Raw genomic sequence first — 17976 nt, 5'->3', positions numbered from 1 at the left:
AAACAAAAGCCGTATCTAACTCTCTGCTGATACGGCTCTCTTATTTTTTATATTTCTTTTAAGTTGATCTCTTTCTTTTCTCCATCCTTATCAATCGTTACGCGCTTCTCAATGTTAGCTTTATCATTATAAGATTGTCTTGCTGTACCATAATTTGTTGTAGAACCTTGATAACCAAAATAATTATAATAATTGGTATAACCAGACACATACGAATAATTATACGAGTTTGTAAAATCAAAACTAACCATAACGATGTAAGTTCCCGGCATTAGATCTGCAAATTCAAAATGTCCTTGATCATCATACACTTTGGCTTTTTTAATTGAGTAACCAAAATCGCTATCCAAAGGGACTTCTGGCATTTTCTTTTGCTTACGGATTTTCTTGTTGACTTCTATCCACTCCTCATAATAAGCTGAACTTGGAAAAATAGTAATCTCAGTTCCTTTTGGCGCAAATTGTTTCTTAGCTGTATTAACCAAACCCCCTAATTTCTTACCAGAATCTGATCTCGCATAAGCTGTACCAATTATGACACTATTACCACTGGAAATCTGTCTGGCAACTTCTTCTTTATTAAATTTATTTTTAATAGGCTGATAATCTAGTTCCTCATTTACTGTAATCTCCCACATTCCATTTGCCATAGACATTTCACGCTGCCAAAGACGACGGTCTTTTTTATCTATAATATAATTATAATAGGCATTAGTACTTTCTTCAAGAACTGAAACAATCCATGTTTCGTGCTTTCCTGTTCTTGGCGAATTGTAGTCAAAGCTTTTTACTTCTTTGATCGTGTAATATTCAACAAGCACATTTGACTCGTCATTATAATAAAATTGCGGAAAACGACCTTTATATCCAACATCCAATGGCAGTGTTCCAATTAAGTGATCAGTCCAGTTGAAGTCAAAAAATTCTTCTTTAGGTTTAAGTTTTAGTTTTTTGTCTTTTTTGGTTTTCTTAGAATAGAAATTACCTGTAATCGTTTCACCAAAATTAAGATTCAGTTTTGCGTTTTTGGTTTCATCAGAATAACTAACAGCTTTAAGTGTTAGGGCATCTGCTGTACTAATACGCGTAGTAGGTTTTCCATTATCTTTTGGAGTAAAAGTATTATCTAAAGTTAGCTGATTGTTGGCCAAAGAAATATCATAAGTCAATGCTCCCATATTTTTCCATTCTGTACCTTTTACATAATACACGGTGTAAAGTGTTTTTTCGGGTTTGATATATTTGGTATTGATATCCTTACTGCCAGGTACAATCTCCTTTTGTCCGAATGCAATAAAAGGAAGCAACGCTGCTAAATAGAAAAGCTGTTTTGCTAGATTTAGACTTTTATTCTTTAAAAATGTTAATTTCATTACTAAAAAACTATCTATATTGTTAACTCTCATTGGTGTTTGTTTGATTAGTCACAAATTTACTGACGCCAATTAGAGAAAACAATACCTGATTACATGGTAAATTAGTATCATTTTCAGAATGTCTATTCAAAAAAAAAACGCCAAATAGGCGTCTTTTTTAGTTTATTGATTACTGCTATTTAAGCTTTCAAGTCAAATCTGTCTAAATTCATGACTTTAGTCCAAACAGCAATAAAATCTTGTACAAATTTCTCATGTGCGTCGGCAGATGCGTAAACTTCTGCTATAGCTCTCAATTCTGAGTTTGAACCAAAAACAAGATCGGCACGAGTTCCTATCCATTTAGGCTGTCCTGTACTTCTATCGTTTCCTGTATAAAGTTCTTTATCATTAGAAACTGCTTGCCATTGTGTGTTCATATCCAATAGATTTATGAAAAAATCATTTGTCAAACGACCTGGTCTAGTGGTAAAAACACCATTTTTACTTCCGTCAGCGTTAATATCCAGAACGCGAAGTCCTCCTAAAAGAACAGTCAATTCTGGTGCAGTAAGAGTTAAAAGATTTGCTTTATCTATAAGAAGTTCTTCTGTTAAAACAGATGATTTTGTTTTTCTGTAGTTTCTAAAACCGTCCGCTTTTGGCTCAAGGTATCCGAATGACTCAACATCTGTCTGTTCTGCAGATGCATCCATACGCCCAGGAGAAAAAGAAACAGTTGCTGAAGCTCCCGCATCTTTAGCCGCTTTTTCAACAGCAGCAGTACCTCCAAGAACAATTAAATCTGCCAATGAAACTTTTTTACCGTCGCCTTGTGCAGCATTGAATTCTTTCTGAATGGCTTCTAATTTATCTAAAACTACTTTTAATGCGGTTGGATTATTTACTTCCCAATCTTTTTGTGGTGCAAGTCTTACGCGTCCACCATTTGCACCGCCTCGTTTATCTGATCCTCTAAAAGTAGAAGCCGAAGCCCATGCTGTAGAAACCAACTGAGATGTGCTTAAACCTGAGTTTAATACTCTTTCTTTCAGTTGAGCTATATCTTGATCATTTATTAAGGTATGATTTACTTCTGGAATTGGGTCTTGCCACAACAATTCTTCCGCTGGCACTTCAGATCCTAGATAAAGAGCGCGCGGTCCCATATCACGGTGAGTCAGTTTAAACCAAGCACGAGCGAAAGCATCTGCAAATTCATCTGGATTTTCAAAAAAACGACGTGAGATTTTCTCGTAAGCTGGATCCAGTCTTAATGATAAATCGGTTGTAAGCATTGTTGGCAAGTGCTTTTTGTTAGGATCAAAAGCATCAGGAATAATTGCCTCAGCATTTTTTGCTACCCATTGATGTGCGCCTGCAGGACTTTTAGAAAGTTCCCATTCAAAACCAAATAGGTTCTCAAAAAAGTTATTGCTCCATTGTGTAGGCGTTTTTGTCCAAGTCACCTCTAGTCCACTTGTGATGGCGTCTGCCCCTTTTCCAGAACCATAACTATTCTGCCATCCTAAACCTTGTAATTCTAAACCTGCAGCTTCTGGCTCTTTACCCACATGATCTGACGAAGCAGCCCCATGCGTTTTACCAAAAGTATGTCCGCCTGCAATTAATGCCACTGTTTCTTCATCATCCATTGCCATACGTCCAAAAGTATCTCTAATATCTTTGGCTGCCGCAATCGGATCAGGATTTCCGTCTGGACCTTCCGGATTTACATATATAAGTCCCATTTGCACTGCTGCAAGAGGCTTTTCTAAATTTCTACTATGGATTTTTCCATCTGCATCATCATCAGATGACACAACACCATGGTCTTTTGGAACGCCTTCAGAACCGTCTTTATAACGTTCGTCACCTCCTAGCCAAGTTGTTTCAGATCCCCAATATACAGATTCGTCTGCTTCCCATACATCGGCACGTCCGCCTGCGAAACCAAATGTTTTAAAGCCCATTGATTCTAAAGCCACATTTCCTGTCAAGATCATTAAGTCAGCCCACGAAATCTTTTGTCCGTACTTCTGTTTAATTGGCCAAAGCAATCTTCGAGCCTTATCAAGGCTCACATTATCAGGCCAGCTGTTAAGCGGTGCAAAACGCTGTTGTCCTGCTCCTGCTCCTCCACGCCCGTCATGGACTCTGTAAGTACCAGCGCTGTGCCAAGCCATACGTATGAAAAGTCCTCCGTAGTGACCAAAATCAGCTGGCCACCAATCTTGTGAATCAGTCATAAGAGCATGTAAATCTTTCTTTACAGCTTCAAGATCTAGACTTTTAAACGCGTCTGCATAATTAAAATCCTTATTCAGCGGATTTGATAATGCTGAATTTTGTCTCAAGATATTTACCTTTAACTGTTTAGGCCACCAGTCACGATTTTTTGTTCCTGAAGCCGCTTGCTTGTCCATGCTCCCATTATGAAAAGGGCATTTGCTGATGTCATTTGATTGATTATCCATAGTTGAAAAATTTTATTTTTGACTAAATTACAAACTAATGAAAGAGAAAATTAGGGCTGTAGATTGTAAATACTACTTCCGAAATAGACAAAATCTATTTATAAACATTTCTTGCATTTAAAATCCTTATTGCTCAGATATTTTTACAAAAAATGTCTTTTACTAATAAATAACATTTTTTTACATGAGGTTTTAACTACAATAAATTTAATAAAAAGAATCTTTTCATTTATATAAAATTTTATAGTACAGTCATTTGCAGTAAATATTTGATCTGAAACAGTTTTTCTGAGATAAAATAGAGTTCTGATTTCTCCTATAAATACACAAAAAACATAGCCTGTATTTTTGTGTACGTAAAAACGTACTTAATTACTCCTCTCCAAAATTATTAATATCCAACTTTACACTTTCGGTTCCAAATACCGTAATCTACTATCTATTATTTACTAACTATTAATTGTTTACTAACCTTAAAATTAAAAAAATGAAGAAATTCTTAAAATTAACCAGTATGCTACTTACCATGGCATTAGTATTCATTTGTTGCGAAAAGGAACAAGAAGATTTAAATACGCCCCAAACTGCTAAAAAAGAAGCTCAACAAATTGCTAGTAAAGATACTCTCGCATCTAATTCGGCACTTGAAGGCAGCACAACAGCAAAAGGTACAACTGGAGCAAGAACAATTACATTGCAAACTAATACACTGTCTTGCCCTGGTGGTTTATGCACATCGTATGGTGTTTGGTCAACTGGAGTTTACACTGTTTGGTTCCAAATGAAATTTAATAACGGATTTTACTGGAGCCGTGGTGGAAAATGCGGATATGGAATCTTAATTGGTGACCAAAATACAGGTGGCGATGCAGCCTGGGACGGAAATGGTGGAAGTGCCAGATTTATGTGGTATTGCCCAAATGGGTCAAACACTGCTAAAGGAAGTGGCGCTTATCTTCAGCCTTATGTATATTATAGAGATCAGCCTGGACAGTATGGAAATGATTTTGGAAAAAAATATTATATCCAAGAAGGTGTTACATACAATTGTCAAATATCAGTGAAGCTGAATACTGGATCAAATACAGATGGATATGTAAAATATTATGTAAATGGTACAGAGATATTGAATGAAAAAATTCGCTGGGTAACAAACGATTCTAAGCGAAATGTAAATGCTGTAAGTCTTCACACCTTCCGTGGCGGAAGCCAAGACTACTGGACAGCTCCTGTAACAAGCTCTATTTACTATCCGAGCGCTTCTTGGGATGCTCTATAATATATAAGCTTTAAAACAATTTGGACCGGAAAAAATAAAATACACAACTCCGATGCTTTTTATCATTACCAATAAAAACATCGGAGTTGATTATTTTAGCGATAAAGTGATTTTTTAAAACAAATACTGCTTTCTATACCCGCATATTGTCCGTAATTTTCTGTAATTGCATAACCGCTTTTAGTATACAGCCCTACTGCTTCTACCTGCACATTACTGGTTTCTAAAACAGTTGATTCGTAACCTAATTCTTTTGCCCAGTTTTCAAGTTCACTTAGAATTTTACGCGAGATGCCTCGGCCTCTATATTCATCTGAAACAAACATGCGTTTTACCTCAACAGATTCGGCATCAAATTGTTTTATAGCTCCACAACCTACTGCAATGCCGTTCACATAAGCAATAATAACATGCTTGATATTATCAACCTTATTAAACTGATTAAAATACTCCTGCATCTCTCCGTTTCTGCTTGCTAAATTGACGTCTAATTGTACAATCAATTTGGAGAAATCTGCATTTTGAGAATTTGTTCTTTCTAGTTTCAAATCTTCTGTATATCCATATATATTCATATCAATTAAATCTTGTTCTCTTTTTTTATAATCTTTCTTTAAAAGTCCTTCATAAATAAATCCAGAGCATTCGGCAACTTTAATGCTTGCTGTATTTTCTTCAGCAATTTTCATAAAAAGTCTATTAAACTTCTTTTCTGCAAAACACCAATTTTTGAATGCGATTAAAGCTTCTGAAGCATAGCCATTACCATTATGCTGTTTGAAAATAAAATAAGCCAATTCTCCTTTTGGCACTCTCCAATCAATTTCTCTGATCGATATGTGCCCTATCAGCTGATTATCTTCTTTTGTAAAAATACCGCAGGCATAACCTTTTTTTTCTTGCCAATCTTTCTCTTTCTGCTCGAAATATTTTTTGACTGAATCCAAGCTATCATTAACTTTTATCATATTAGCGAAATAATCGTATAAATGTTCGCTGTTATGAGTTAAACTTTTAAAGAAGCTATCAGAATCTTTTAGTTTGTAAGGTTTTAATACAAGGCGCTTGGTCGTAATCATTATTTGATATTTTGTAAAATAGGAAAATATGATCTCTTATTTCCTGACGATAAAACTAGACAAAAACCTTATGCGTAAAAATGCTATTTTTTTATTAGTTAATGCTTTTTGTGCATTACTATCCTTTTTTCATTTTTCGCAACGGCCTTAGATCAATTTGTGTTTAATTTCTTTGTACTTAGAACGGCCAATTGGCAGTATATAGCCATTTTTTAACAGTATGCTGTACTTCCCTCCTGCTTCTACGATAATTTTATCTGCTTGTTCCCAGCAGAGAATATAAGATTTGTGTATTCTTTCAAATGTATCTGGCAGTAGTTTTTCTAAGGCTTCGAGTGATTTGTCGTGAAGTTCCATTTTATTGTTTGATAAATGAAGTTCGGTATAAATACCGGCTCCTTTTATGTATAAGATTTCATTAATTGGCACAAGCCTGAATGTTTTTCCTTTTCTAACTGCCAAAAATCGTGCATCTCCAGCTGATTGCTTTCCTTGATTAGTGAAACGTGTAAAAGCTTGCGCTAATCTGTTTTGGTCGAAAGGTTTAGGCACAAAGTCCAAAACGCCATAATTGAATGCCGTAATTGCCTTGTCTGTATAAGCTGAAATGATAATAGTCTGAAATGGACCAGCAACAAAGGTTTGGAGAATTTCAAATCCGTCTTCACCGTTTAGATTTAAATCTAACAAAAGTAAATCAATCGGATGTTGTTCAATCACAATCAATCCATTTTCTAGAGAATCTGCAAGGAGAATTTGCACTTCTTTATCAAAAAAGTCGCGTGCCATTCTTTCTATCCTTTTCGCAATACGAGCTTCGTCTTCAATTATTAGAATCTTCATTATTTCTCAAAAATTTTAATGGTTGTTTCCCAGCCTTTTTCTACAGCATGAGAATCAAAAGACCAATTGGCGCGATAACTCTCTGTTAATCTTGCTTCTATATATTTAAATCCAGTTCCTATTCGTTGTCCCTTTTTAGTCTGTCGATTTTGGGCAAGCGTCAACAGAGTATATTGTTTGAATTGTTTTTCTTTGGTAAAACTCAGAGAAAAAACAATACAACCTTGTTTTGGAGGAAGGCTGTGCGTGATTCCGTTTTCTATAATGGTATGAAAGATTGCAGGCGGAATCATTTCATTTTCGTCTATTCCTTCTTCTTTCCATTCATAACAGATTTCTTTACGAAAAGACATGATTTCCAAATGTTTTCGACATAAATCAATCTCTTGTCTAACCGGAATTAGAGTATTCTCGGCAATATCATTCATGATATCAAATTCTTCTGCAAGGGCGCGAATAAAAATAACTCCTTCTTTTGGAGATTCTTCAATCCAGTCAATTAACGAAGTCAAAGTGTTGCGAAGAAAATGCGGTTGAATATTTTTCTTAATCAATTCTAACTGCAATCTTGAAGAAAGCAGTAAGGATGCATTATGAGCTTCTTCTATAGCTTTAGCACGAATCGTATGCAGATAAAGCATACAGAGCACTAAAATGGTAAAAGCAATAAATAATCCGAAATCGTAAAACATAAAATAATTGACTATTACACCTGCCAATAAACCTGCAACAACAATTAGTCCGCCTTTTATTTTTCTGATTGCGGCATCGATCGCAATCAGTAACGAGAAAAAACGAGCTGTGATAGTAAAATAGGCAGCTGAAATATCAAAATGTCCATAATAGCCAATATAAATTCCAAAAAGAACTATTAGTAAAAGAATTAAAAACAATTTCTTTCTTTTAAATTCAAACTGCAGCATGAAATACCAAGGTATTAGCAGTGAAATCGCAAAAGTCAACCAGCCAATAATTTTTAAACGAGTATAATAGTGATCATACGGAATGTCGACATAAAACTTTACGTATTCCATAATTAACAAAAAGAAGAAAAGCAGACAAATTATTCCAAAAAGTAAAACCGTTAATTCTTTTTTGGCACTGTTTATATAAAGAAAAAAATAGTAAATCGAAGCAATCAAGAAAGCGCCCGCCATAATATTCATAAAAGATAATACCACAAGAGGTGCCCTATGAAGCTGTAAAAAGCTTTCAAGTTTTACATGAATTTCACGCTCGGCCTCTCGAAAATACGATTGCGTGCCGATTAAGGTAACAACGTGCTTTTTTTCATTGGACAATTTCTTTGGAATTTGATAATAAGTTGTTTCTGTTCCTGGCACCTCAGCACGATCTGCCTTTGCCATCTGTCCATTTCTTCCCACTAAAACTCCATCCCAATACACATCAAAAGCACCAAAAGCATTAATCTGAAGCCCTAATGGTTCAGTCTTATTTTCACGTTTTTGAATCTCAACTTCTACTTGAAATTTAAAGTTAGAATTATTCCAATCGTGCTGCTGATGATCGTAATCAACATTGTAGGTTACATCAGATGTAATATACTCCTTATAATGCTTACATGAGGTAAACAGCAGAAGATACAAAACGGTAAAAAAGACACATTTATACATAAGATAAAGGTAAAATAAATATCGAATTGCTAAATGCATTTGAGAAGTTCATAGAGCCATTGGCATGTTTTCCAGAACGGCACTTTATTTTATGAGGTAATCTTGCAGTATAAAATCAATCAAAAATCAATCAAAAAATGAAACAGTTAACAATCAGTATTTTAATTTTATTCATTCCCCTCTTTGGATTTGCACAGAAAGCCATTATTTCTGGTAAAGTTCAAGATCATGCTACAAAGGAAGTATTACCATATGTAACGGTGATGGTACAAGACAGCACATCTAAAACAATAATCACAGCCATAACAGATGATCATGGTTTATTTAATTTAGAAGGAACTTTAGCAGGTACCATAAAAATTTTGTTTAGCTATATAGGTTATCAAAACTATGAGAGAGATTTGAAAATCAATTCTGAAAAATCAAAAATTGACTTGAGAACAATTGGTTTAATGACAGATGCGGTGCAATTAAAAGCAGTCGAAATTAATGCTGCAAAATCCAATGTCAGTTTAAAACTAGACAAAAAAGTATTTGAAGTTGGTAAAGATGTGCTATCGCAAAATGGTTCAGCTCATGATGTCTTAAATGGCGTTCCGTCAATTGCAGTAAGTCCTTCTGGAGCAATAAGTCTTCGAGGTAACAGCAATCTTTTGGTATTAATTAATGGAAGACAATCTGGACTTACGCAAAACAATGCACTTGACCAGATTGCAGCGGATCAGATTGAGAGGATTGAGGTTATTACCAATCCTTCATCAAGATATGATGCTGCTGGTTCAGCAGGCATTATTAATATTATTTTGAAAAAGAACAAAAAAAGCGGTTTTAGCGGTCAGGTTCGTTTAGTTGCGGGTTCGCCAAATGACAGCCGACTTAATCCGAGTCTCAATTATAAATCAAACAAAATCAATATTTTTTCTAATTTCAGCATTCGTTCAAGCGATTATAAAGGTTTGTATACTACCGATCAGGTAACAAATAGCACTACCACACCAAATTATATGAATCGTGTACAGAATGAAGACCGACATGATGATGGCAAATTGCTTTATCTAGGTGCTGATTATTACATTAATGAACATCAAACTATTACTGCCGCATTTTTAAAGAATGCAACGCACGACAATGACAAAACCAATTTACTGTACAATTACGACAGTGATCTTGAAAATACGGAACCAGATAGTCTTTTGGTGAGAAACGGAAAATCGATGGAAAAACGTGCTTACAATCAGTTTGAGTTTAATTATACCCATACTTTCAAACAAATAGAAAAAAAATGGACTGTAGATGTTCAATACGATTGGTGGAACAGCGATAAAAAATGGGATCTTTCGACACAGCGTTTGCTTCCTTATGCTTCCGTTTATCCTGGCATCAGAACAAGTTCGGTAGGAAACAGCAAAGATTTTCTTGCTAAGACTGATTTTGTGCAGCCTATTGATAGTGTTTCTGTTTTAGAATTTGGAATAAAAACTGAAATTCGAACTGTTACTAGCGATTATTTGGCCGAAGAACAAAAAGATAACAATTGGGTAATCTATCAGAATATTGATAATGATTTAAATTATGATGAATCTATAACTGGCGCCTACGCACAATTTAGCGATAAAATCAAAAAGTTTACTTACATGCTTGGTTTGAGAACTGAGTTTACCAATATTTCCATCAAAGATGCAGAAAACGCTTATAGTGATAAAAAGAAATACAATAAGCTTTTCCCCACTGTTAATCTAAGCTATAAGTTTGATGCTTCAACTTTACAGTTAAATTACAGCAAACGCATTAGACGTCCCTATCTCTATGATTTATATCCTTTTAATGAAGTCACAGATTTGAATGCGCAATACATTGGAAATCCCGATTTAAACCCCTCTTATACCGATGCTTTTGAAATGGCATTTCTTAAAACATGGAAAACATTTACTTTAAATCCTTCGGTTTATTATCAAAATGAAAAAGGATATATTCAGGATTTTACTTATCGCCAAGACGATATTTTCTTGACAACACCCATAAATATTGATTACGAAATACGAAGCGGAATTGAATTATCTACTTTATACAATCCGTTGAAATGGCTTCAGATCAATGTCGAAATGAATTTTTACAGCTTTAAACAAAAAGGAAATTATATGGGAGAAAATCTGGATTATAATAGCAATAACTTTACTGGACGTTTAAGCACACAGATAAAACTTCCAGCTAAGTTTAGTTTTCAAGGGAGATATAATTTTCGCGGAGAAAAACGTAATGCTCAAACCACTACCGAAGCCTTACAATCTCTTGATTTTGGATTTAGTAAATTACTGCTTAAAGACAAAGCCACTATTGTTTTTGATGTTACGAATGCTTTTAACCTCCGCCAGAATAAAAGCGTCACAACCGGAACTGATTATGTAGTTAGAGGCAATAGCATTCCTAATGCGGCAAGATATCGCTTGAGTTTTGTGTATCGATTTAATCTAACCGATCCAAAAACAATCAGACAGGCGAATGATGCTAATCGTAATTAATCTTTAAAAATAAATCCTGAACCAAATTATTGATTCAGGATATTATTTTTGTATAATCAAAATCTATCTCCAACCCAATGCTGGCGCAACGTGTTCTAATATAGACGACAGAATATGAACATTGTAATCTACGCCAATCGTATTCGGGATTGTCAGCAACAATGTATCTGCTTCTTGGATAGCTTCGTCTTGAGCTAATTCTTCAATCAATTTATCGGGTTCTGCTGTGTAGCTTTTGCCAAAGATTGCTCTTTTGTCTTGCTCGATATAACCAAAACTATCATTGCCTTTGGCTTGTCCTCCAAAATAGTACCTGTCCTGATCGTTGACAATCGCAAAAATCGAACGGCTAACTGAAACTCTAGCTTCACGCTGATGTCCTGCTTTTTCCCAAGCTTCTTTGTACAATCTTATCTGCTCTGCCTGCTGAACATGAAACGGTTTACCATTTTCATCATATTTAAGCGTAGAGCTTTGCAGATGCATACCGTTTTCGGCAGCCCAAATAGCAGTAGCATTTGACGCCGCTCCCCACCAGATTCGTTCTCTCAATCCTTGAGAATGCGGTTCGATACGCAATAATCCAGGCGGATTTGGAAACATTGGATACGGATTTGGTTCTGCAAATCCTTCTCCGCTCAATTTATCCAAAAATTCTAAAGCTTTTTTACGACCCATATCGGCATCGGTTTCACCAGCATCTGGTTCGTAGCCAAAATAACGCCAGCCATCAATAACTTGTTCTGGTGATCCTCTACTTATTCCGAGTTGTAAACGTCCTTCTGAGATCAAATCGGCAGCTCCAGCATCTTCAACCATATACATCGGGTTTTCGTATCGCATATCGATTACACCTGTTCCAATCTCTATTTTACTTGTCTTAGCACCTACAGCCGAAAGCAGAGGAAAAGGTGAAGCTAACTGCTGTGCAAAATGATGTACACGAAAATAAGCCCCATCTATACCTATTTCTTCAGCCGCAACTGCCAAATCGATAGATTGCAACAAGGTATCTGCTGCCGTACGAGTTTTGTATGATGGATGATTAGCCCAATGCCCAAATGATAAAAATCCTATTTTCTTCATAATGGCTTTTATTTTTTATTCTCTCAAATATACGCATAACTGATAAAAAAAGAAAACCATGTCTTTTTCTTAAAAAGTACATGGTTTTGCTTATCTATAAAATTATTAAAATATTTAATATTAGCTGTTTAACTTTTATAATATTATTTAGGATCAACACTTAAAGGCGGAAGATTTACTTTCTTTTCATTCATCATTTTTTTCACTTGTTCGATTGTTCTATAGCGTTCAATCTGCATTTCACCCGTAAAAGTTTCACTCTGAGGCGCTCTAGGAGGAATTTTCGCATAAGTTTTCATTAGATCAGCAATAGCCTGATTAAAAATTATTGCTGTCCATGTTTTCTCAGTCCAGCTGTTCATAAACAAATCATAACGTTCTTGAGGATCTTGCCACAAATTATAAATTGCAGGAACTGTCGCTACATATGTTTCATCGCCTCTCCAGCCAAGCTGTTGTCCGGGTGCGTCACTGCCAGCAATAGCACCATTATCTCCTCGGGTATTAAAAACGGCTTTGAATTTTCCGATTCGCACTGCTCCTGGTGATAATTCAGCTTCTGTAAAATAAAACCATCTATCACGAAGTGGTGTTCCTTTTTTAAATAATACGTTTGACATATCATAACTATCAAAAACCATATCAGCACCTGCTCTGTCTTTTTTAGGAAGCTCTACTCCTGCAAGACTTGCAAATGTTGCCATAAGATCAAGTCCGCCAACAATATCATGACTTTGGCTTCCCGCCTCGATTTGTCCCGGCCACCAAGCAATTGCAGGCACACGGCTACCACCCTCTCTATCTGTTCCCTTGGTACCTCTAAAAGGAGTATATCCAGAATCGGGATGCACATCTTGCCAAGCGCCATTATCTACTGTGTAAATAACAATAGTATTTTCAGCAATGCCCAAAGAACGAATCTTATCCATAATACGGCCTACATTGTAATCCATTTCTACTACAGCATCTGAATATTTGCTTTTACCTGGAGATTTACCCACAAATTGCTTAGAAGGAAGATTAGGTTGATGGTTTTTAGCAAAATTGATGCACATAAAAAATGGATCTTTGCTTTTTCCATATTCATCAAGTTGCTTTAAGTTGTTTTCGACCATCATCATATCTAATTCAGCTATGTTTTCTTCGGTCACTTTGCTTACCTCGCGAGCTTTTCCTCCTGCTTCCCCTTCAAGTATACCTGTAGTTACTTTTTTGAAAAGATCTAACATTTCAGGAGACATCTCTGGATTCCAAGACTGGAAAGCATAAGTATAAGCATTCAAATGGTAAAGCACTACATTCTGCATTTTGTCAAAACCATGAGCGATCGGCATAGAATAATCTGCTTCTCCAAGATGCCATTTACCAGAAAAATACGTTTTGTAATTGGCTTTTTTAAGCACTGAAGCTAGAGTCCATTCTTCTTTAGGCAATCCTCCTCCTTGTCCTTGAAAAGCAACGGTAGTCATACCACTACGATTCGGAATTCTTCCAGTAAGCATCGCTGCTCTTCCAGGCGTACAGCTTGGCTGTCCGTAAAAAGACCAGAACTGCATTCCTTCTTTGGCCATTCGGTCTAGGTTTGGTGTCGGCATTCCGCGTCCGACTCCTCCTCCATAGACTCCTAAATCTCCCCAGCCAGTATCATCAGAAATTACCATAATGATATTAGGCTTCTTTTTAGTTTGTGCACTTACGTATCCTATAAAAGTGAAACACAGCAAACTTGCAAAAATTAATTCTAAGACATTTTTTTTCATGGTTTAAGATTTTAATTAAATGTAGTTTGTTTGAAATCTGATCAAAAAAGTTGAAGTAGAGATAATTTTAATGTCCACTTCTCTGAGAATTTCAGAAACATGAGTTTTTATTGATTGGGTAAATTACAATTAATAGGAAAGCAATATTTTTTAAACTTGTTGCAAATTATAATATGCAACGAGAATACATTTTTATCTTAATCGCGCATTGTTGGGTTTTAATTCTAAAACACTGCTTGTTTTTATAAATTTTCTCTTTAATATATTTTTTAAAATTTTAGACTGATTTCTTAAAACCTCTAAAATTCTTTAGGCATTTCGAACAAAATCCCTAACTATCAAAATGTTAAGTTGCATTTTTTCTTGTTGCAAATTATAATTTGGAACATCTACACTTATCATTTTATGCAATTATTCTCACTTTATGGTATATTTTTGAAAGACCTAAAAAAAACTGTTCTTAAAAAGCCCCCAGTCTTTGCCCTACTCCTTCGATTTACATAATCAATTATTAATAAATCTATACTAAAAACAAATACTTATGGATTGGATTATTACTACATTAAAAGATTATCCCGAACTGGCAATTTTTCTAACCTTATCTTTAGGCTACTTTATCGGAAAATTTAAAATAGGAAACTTTTCTCTAGGAACTGTGACCAGCGTTTTGCTTGTAGGAGTGTTGGTAGGACAATTGGATATTGTCATTTCTCCTAATGTAAAATCTGTATTTTTTCTCATGTTTCTTTTCGCTGTCGGATACAGCGTTGGTCCTCAATTCTTTGGCGGTTTAAAAAAAGACGGACTTCCTCAAATGCTTTATGCCGCAATTGTTTGTGTTTTATGTTTGATCTGTCCTTATGTTATCGGTAAAATTATGGGCTATGATATGGGCTTAACTGCAGGAATGCTTGCAGGCTCTCAAACCATATCTGCAGTAATTGGTGTAGCGTCCGACACAATCAATCAACTCGGAATTCCTGCCGACCAGAAAGCTGCATTAGTTAACAAAATTCCAGTTGCTTACGCCGTTACTTATATTTTCGGAACAGCTGGATCTGCATGGCTGTTGGCTTCTATTGGTCCAAAATTATTGGGAGGTAATTTAGTAGAAAAAGCAAAAGAACTTGAAATTCAGCTTGGAGGAGATGCCATTGGCGATGATCCAAGCATTGCTTCTGCTTATGATCGTGTTATTTATAATGCCTATCAGATTGCTGCGCATTCCTATGCTAACAACAAAACAGTTGCGGAGGTTGAAAATGAATTAGAAAGAAACAACAGACGTTTATTTATACAGCGAATCAGAAGAGGAAAAGAGATCATTGATGCTACTCCAAAATTCGTAATTCAAGAAAATGATGTCATTGCTCTTGGCGGAAGAAGAGAATACATGATGAACTATGTAGCAGTAAACGAAAAAGAAGTTCTGGATATTGAACTTCTTAATTTTCCTGTAGAAGTTTTAAGCGTATTAATTGTAAAAAAAGAAGTAATAGACAAAACCCTTGCTGATTTACGACATGTAAAATATATGCACGGTGTTGTAATTAGATCATTAAAACGTTCTGGAATCCAGATGCCTATATTGCCCAATACAGTTATGCAAAAAGGAGATATGATCGAACTAGTGGGCATTAAACGAGATGTAGATCAAGTTGCTGCTCATATCGGTTATCCAGACCGTCCTACAAATTCTACCGATATGGTGTTTGTTGGTTTAGGAATAGTTTTAGGAGGTCTGCTTGGCGCATTGACAATTAAGATTAGTGGAGTACCTATAAGCCTAAGTACCAGTGGAGGAGCTTTAATCTCAGGTTTATTCTTCGGATGGCTAAGAGGCCAGCATCCTACTTTTGGACGAATTCCAGAACCTGCTTTATGGTTTATGAACAATGTTGGATTAAACATTTTTATAGCTGTTGTGGGGATTACAGCTGGACCAAGTTTTATTGTCGGTTTTCAAGAAGCCGGTTGGGGACTTTTCATTGCAGGTGCGGCGGCAACAGCGATTCCGTTAATACTAGGACTTCTTATCGGAAGATATATTTTCAAATTCCATCCTATTATAAACTTAGGATGTGCTGCTGGGGCAAGAACTACTACTGCCGCCCTTGGAGCTCTGCAAGACGCTGTAAAAAGCAAAACCCCTGCATTGGGTTACACCGTGACCTATGCCGTTGGTAATACGCTACTCATTATATGGGGCGTCGTCATTATTTTAATCATGAGTTAGTCGAATTTTTTATATAATCTCTAAACATTTTAGTTATGGCAATTGATATTTCAAAAATAAAAACATCAAGAGAGGTAGAAAAAACACTTCAAACCCTCAGCCCATTTGAAATTAAAAATGAATTAATTCATCTGGCAGAAGAAAGCGCGCTTAAATCGACCGCGATAACACTTAACGCAGGAAGAGGAAACCCAAACTGGATTGCTACAGTTCCTAGGGAGGCTTTTTTTCTTTTCGGACAATTTGCATTAGAAGAATGCCGTAATGTTATGGAAGAACAAGGTATTCTAGCAGGAATTGTGCAGAACAAAAGCGGAGTAGCTTCACGTTTCGAAGCATTTTTAGCAAAACACAAAGATACTCCTGCTGCATCGCTTTTAGAGAAAACATATCACTATGGTATCGACAAACATGATTTTGATGGCGATGCATGGATTCGTGAATGGATAGAAGCCGTAATCGGGTTTAACTATCCTGTTCCAGATCGTATGCTTAGTCAGATAGAAATTATTGTTCATGACTATTTAGTGCAGGAAATGTGTGGCGTAGGAAATGACAAAGGCAAGTTTGATATTTTTGCCGTTGAAGGTGGAACTGCAGCGATGTGCTATATTTTTGATTCGCTAATGCAAAATCATCTTACCGAAAGAGGTGATAAAATAGCACTCCTTACTCCTACTTTCACACCTTATATCGAAATTCCAGAGCTAGATCGATACAAATTTGATGTCGTTTATGTAGAAGCAAGCGGAGTTGGCGAAAACGGATTCCACACTTGGCAGTATCCAAATTCTGAATTAGACAAACTGAAAGATCCGGCTGTAAAAGTTGCTTTTGTGGTAAATCCGAGCAATCCACCGTCTTCTGCAATGAGTACTGATACATTAAATTATATTGCTGATATCGTAAAAAATCATAATCCAGGATTGATGATTATTACAGATGATGTTTATGGAACATTCGTTAATAATTTTAGATCATTAATGGCTATTATTCCACAAAATACCATCACAGTATATTCATTCTCAAAATATTTTGGATGTACAGGCTGGAGACTTGGAACAATCGCAATTCATCAGGACAATATTTTCGATAAAAAAATTGCAGAATTGAGTCCCGATCTCAAAAAAGAACTTCACAATCGTTATTCATCTCTAACATTAGAGCCAGAAAAAATCAAGTTTATTGACAGATTGGTTGCCGACAGCCGACAAGTAGCTTTAAACCACACAGCAGGATTATCCTTACCTCAGCAATTTCAGATGATGCTTTTCTCTGCATTTTGTTTATTAGATACTCAGGATGTTTATAAAACGCTTACACAATCTATTATCCACAAACGCCTTAATTTACTTTGGGAAGGATTAGAAGTTCCAATTCTTGAAGATCCGATGCGTGCTGGATATTATTCTGAAATTGATGTTATGGTGGCCGCAAAACACTTTTATGGTGATGATTTTGCCAATTGGCTGAAAACGAATTTCGAACCCGTTGATGTTTTATTCCGTTTGGCAGAAAAAACAGCCATTGTACTTTTAAATGGTGGTGGCTTTGCCGGTCCAGAATGGAGTATCAGAGTTTCTCTTGCCAATCTTCCAACAGATAGTTATCTGATTCTTGGGAAAAATATCCGTAAAATTTTATTGGAATATGTAACCAGCTGGGAAAACTCAAAAAAATAATAATCATAAATTAAAAACATTCGATC

Annotated in this window: 11 protein-coding genes; 4 read left to right on the top strand and 7 right to left on the bottom strand. The window is 35.7% G+C overall.

Annotated elements, in window-relative coordinates; translation table 11 throughout:
• Positions 1–47: 47 nt before the first annotated feature.
• Both JI750_RS12580 and katG read right to left on the bottom strand, forming a co-directional pair.
• A complete protein-coding gene (locus tag JI750_RS12580) occupies positions 48–1406 on the bottom strand; it encodes a DUF3108 domain-containing protein (RefSeq protein WP_236673039.1) in 1359 nt (452 codons plus the stop codon).
• 149 nt (positions 1407–1555) lie between these two features.
• Entirely contained in the window at positions 1556–3832 is a 2277-nt protein-coding gene (gene katG, locus JI750_RS12575; RefSeq protein ID WP_202002292.1) for a catalase/peroxidase HPI, read from the bottom strand.
• 487 nt (positions 3833–4319) lie between these two features.
• Here katG and JI750_RS12570 point away from each other — a divergent pair, with 487 nt between their 5' ends.
• Positions 4320–5111 (top strand): polysaccharide lyase, encoded by a 792-nt coding sequence (locus tag JI750_RS12570; RefSeq protein WP_202002289.1) that lies wholly within the window; start codon positions 4320–4322, stop codon positions 5109–5111.
• Positions 5112–5206: 95 nt separating this feature from the next.
• Here the strand turns inward: JI750_RS12570 and JI750_RS22195 are convergent, their stop codons facing one another.
• From JI750_RS22195 to JI750_RS12555, 3 genes are all read right to left on the bottom strand, one after another.
• A complete protein-coding gene (locus tag JI750_RS22195) occupies positions 5207–6190 on the bottom strand; it encodes a GNAT family N-acetyltransferase (protein ID WP_202002286.1) in 984 nt (327 codons plus the stop codon).
• A 147-nt stretch (positions 6191–6337) separates the two neighbouring features.
• The gene (locus tag JI750_RS12560) at positions 6338–7033 is read right to left on the bottom strand and encodes a LytR/AlgR family response regulator transcription factor (protein ID WP_202002283.1); all 696 of its coding nucleotides are present in this window, start codon (positions 7031–7033) and stop codon (positions 6338–6340) included.
• A complete protein-coding gene (locus JI750_RS12555; protein WP_236673038.1) occupies positions 7033–8667 on the bottom strand; it encodes a histidine kinase in 1635 nt (544 codons plus the stop codon). Before JI750_RS12555 ends, JI750_RS12560 begins: the two co-directional genes overlap by 1 nt.
• Positions 8668–8804: 137 nt before the next feature.
• On the opposite strand from JI750_RS12555, the gene JI750_RS12550 reads away from it, so the two are divergent.
• The gene (locus JI750_RS12550) at positions 8805–11186 is read left to right on the top strand and encodes a TonB-dependent receptor (protein WP_202002276.1); all 2382 of its coding nucleotides are present in this window, start codon (positions 8805–8807) and stop codon (positions 11184–11186) included.
• 63 nt (positions 11187–11249) lie between these two features.
• Here JI750_RS12550 and JI750_RS12545 read toward each other — a convergent pair whose 3' ends face one another.
• Entirely contained in the window at positions 11250–12272 is a 1023-nt protein-coding gene (locus JI750_RS12545; RefSeq protein ID WP_202002273.1) for an LLM class flavin-dependent oxidoreductase, read from the bottom strand.
• Between the two features lie 143 nt (positions 12273–12415).
• A complete protein-coding gene (locus JI750_RS12540; protein WP_202002270.1) occupies positions 12416–14032 on the bottom strand; it encodes an arylsulfatase in 1617 nt (538 codons plus the stop codon).
• A gap of 541 nt (positions 14033–14573) precedes the next feature.
• On the opposite strand from JI750_RS12540, the gene aspT reads away from it, so the two are divergent.
• Together aspT and aspD are read left to right on the top strand one after the other, a co-directional pair.
• Entirely contained in the window at positions 14574–16268 is a 1695-nt protein-coding gene (gene aspT, locus JI750_RS12535) for an aspartate-alanine antiporter (RefSeq protein ID WP_202002267.1), read from the top strand.
• Between the two features lie 35 nt (positions 16269–16303).
• Positions 16304–17950, top strand: coding sequence for an aspartate 4-decarboxylase (gene aspD / locus JI750_RS12530; protein ID WP_202002263.1), 1647 nt, complete (start codon positions 16304–16306; stop codon positions 17948–17950).
• Positions 17951–17976 lie beyond the last annotated feature (26 nt).

This window comes from Flavobacterium tagetis (assembly GCF_016735615.1).
Lineage (GTDB): Bacteria > Bacteroidota > Bacteroidia > Flavobacteriales > Flavobacteriaceae > Flavobacterium > Flavobacterium tagetis.
The sequence above is the reverse complement of the archived record's forward strand: the minus strand, read 5'-3'. Positions and strand labels throughout refer to the sequence as shown.

Coding starts and splice junctions, on each gene's coding strand:
- JI750_RS12540 (WP_202002270.1), bottom strand. CDS start 14,032: ATGAAAAAAAATGTCTTAGAATTAATTTTTGCAAGTTTGCTGTGTTTC.
- JI750_RS22195 (WP_202002286.1), bottom strand. CDS start 6,190: ATGATTACGACCAAGCGCCTTGTATTAAAACCTTACAAACTAAAAGAT.
- JI750_RS12545 (WP_202002273.1), bottom strand. CDS start 12,272: ATGAAGAAAATAGGATTTTTATCATTTGGGCATTGGGCTAATCATCCA.
- JI750_RS12560 (WP_202002283.1), bottom strand. CDS start 7,033: ATGAAGATTCTAATAATTGAAGACGAAGCTCGTATTGCGAAAAGGATA.
- aspT (WP_202002267.1), top strand. CDS start 14,574: ATGGATTGGATTATTACTACATTAAAAGATTATCCCGAACTGGCAATT.
- JI750_RS12550 (WP_202002276.1), top strand. CDS start 8,805: ATGAAACAGTTAACAATCAGTATTTTAATTTTATTCATTCCCCTCTTT.
- JI750_RS12570 (WP_202002289.1), top strand. CDS start 4,320: ATGAAGAAATTCTTAAAATTAACCAGTATGCTACTTACCATGGCATTA.
- katG (WP_202002292.1), bottom strand. CDS start 3,832: ATGGATAATCAATCAAATGACATCAGCAAATGCCCTTTTCATAATGGG.
- aspD (WP_202002263.1), top strand. CDS start 16,304: ATGGCAATTGATATTTCAAAAATAAAAACATCAAGAGAGGTAGAAAAA.
- JI750_RS12580 (WP_236673039.1), bottom strand. CDS start 1,406: ATGAGAGTTAACAATATAGATAGTTTTTTAGTAATGAAATTAACATTT.
- JI750_RS12555 (WP_236673038.1), bottom strand. CDS start 8,667: ATGTATAAATGTGTCTTTTTTACCGTTTTGTATCTTCTGCTGTTTACC.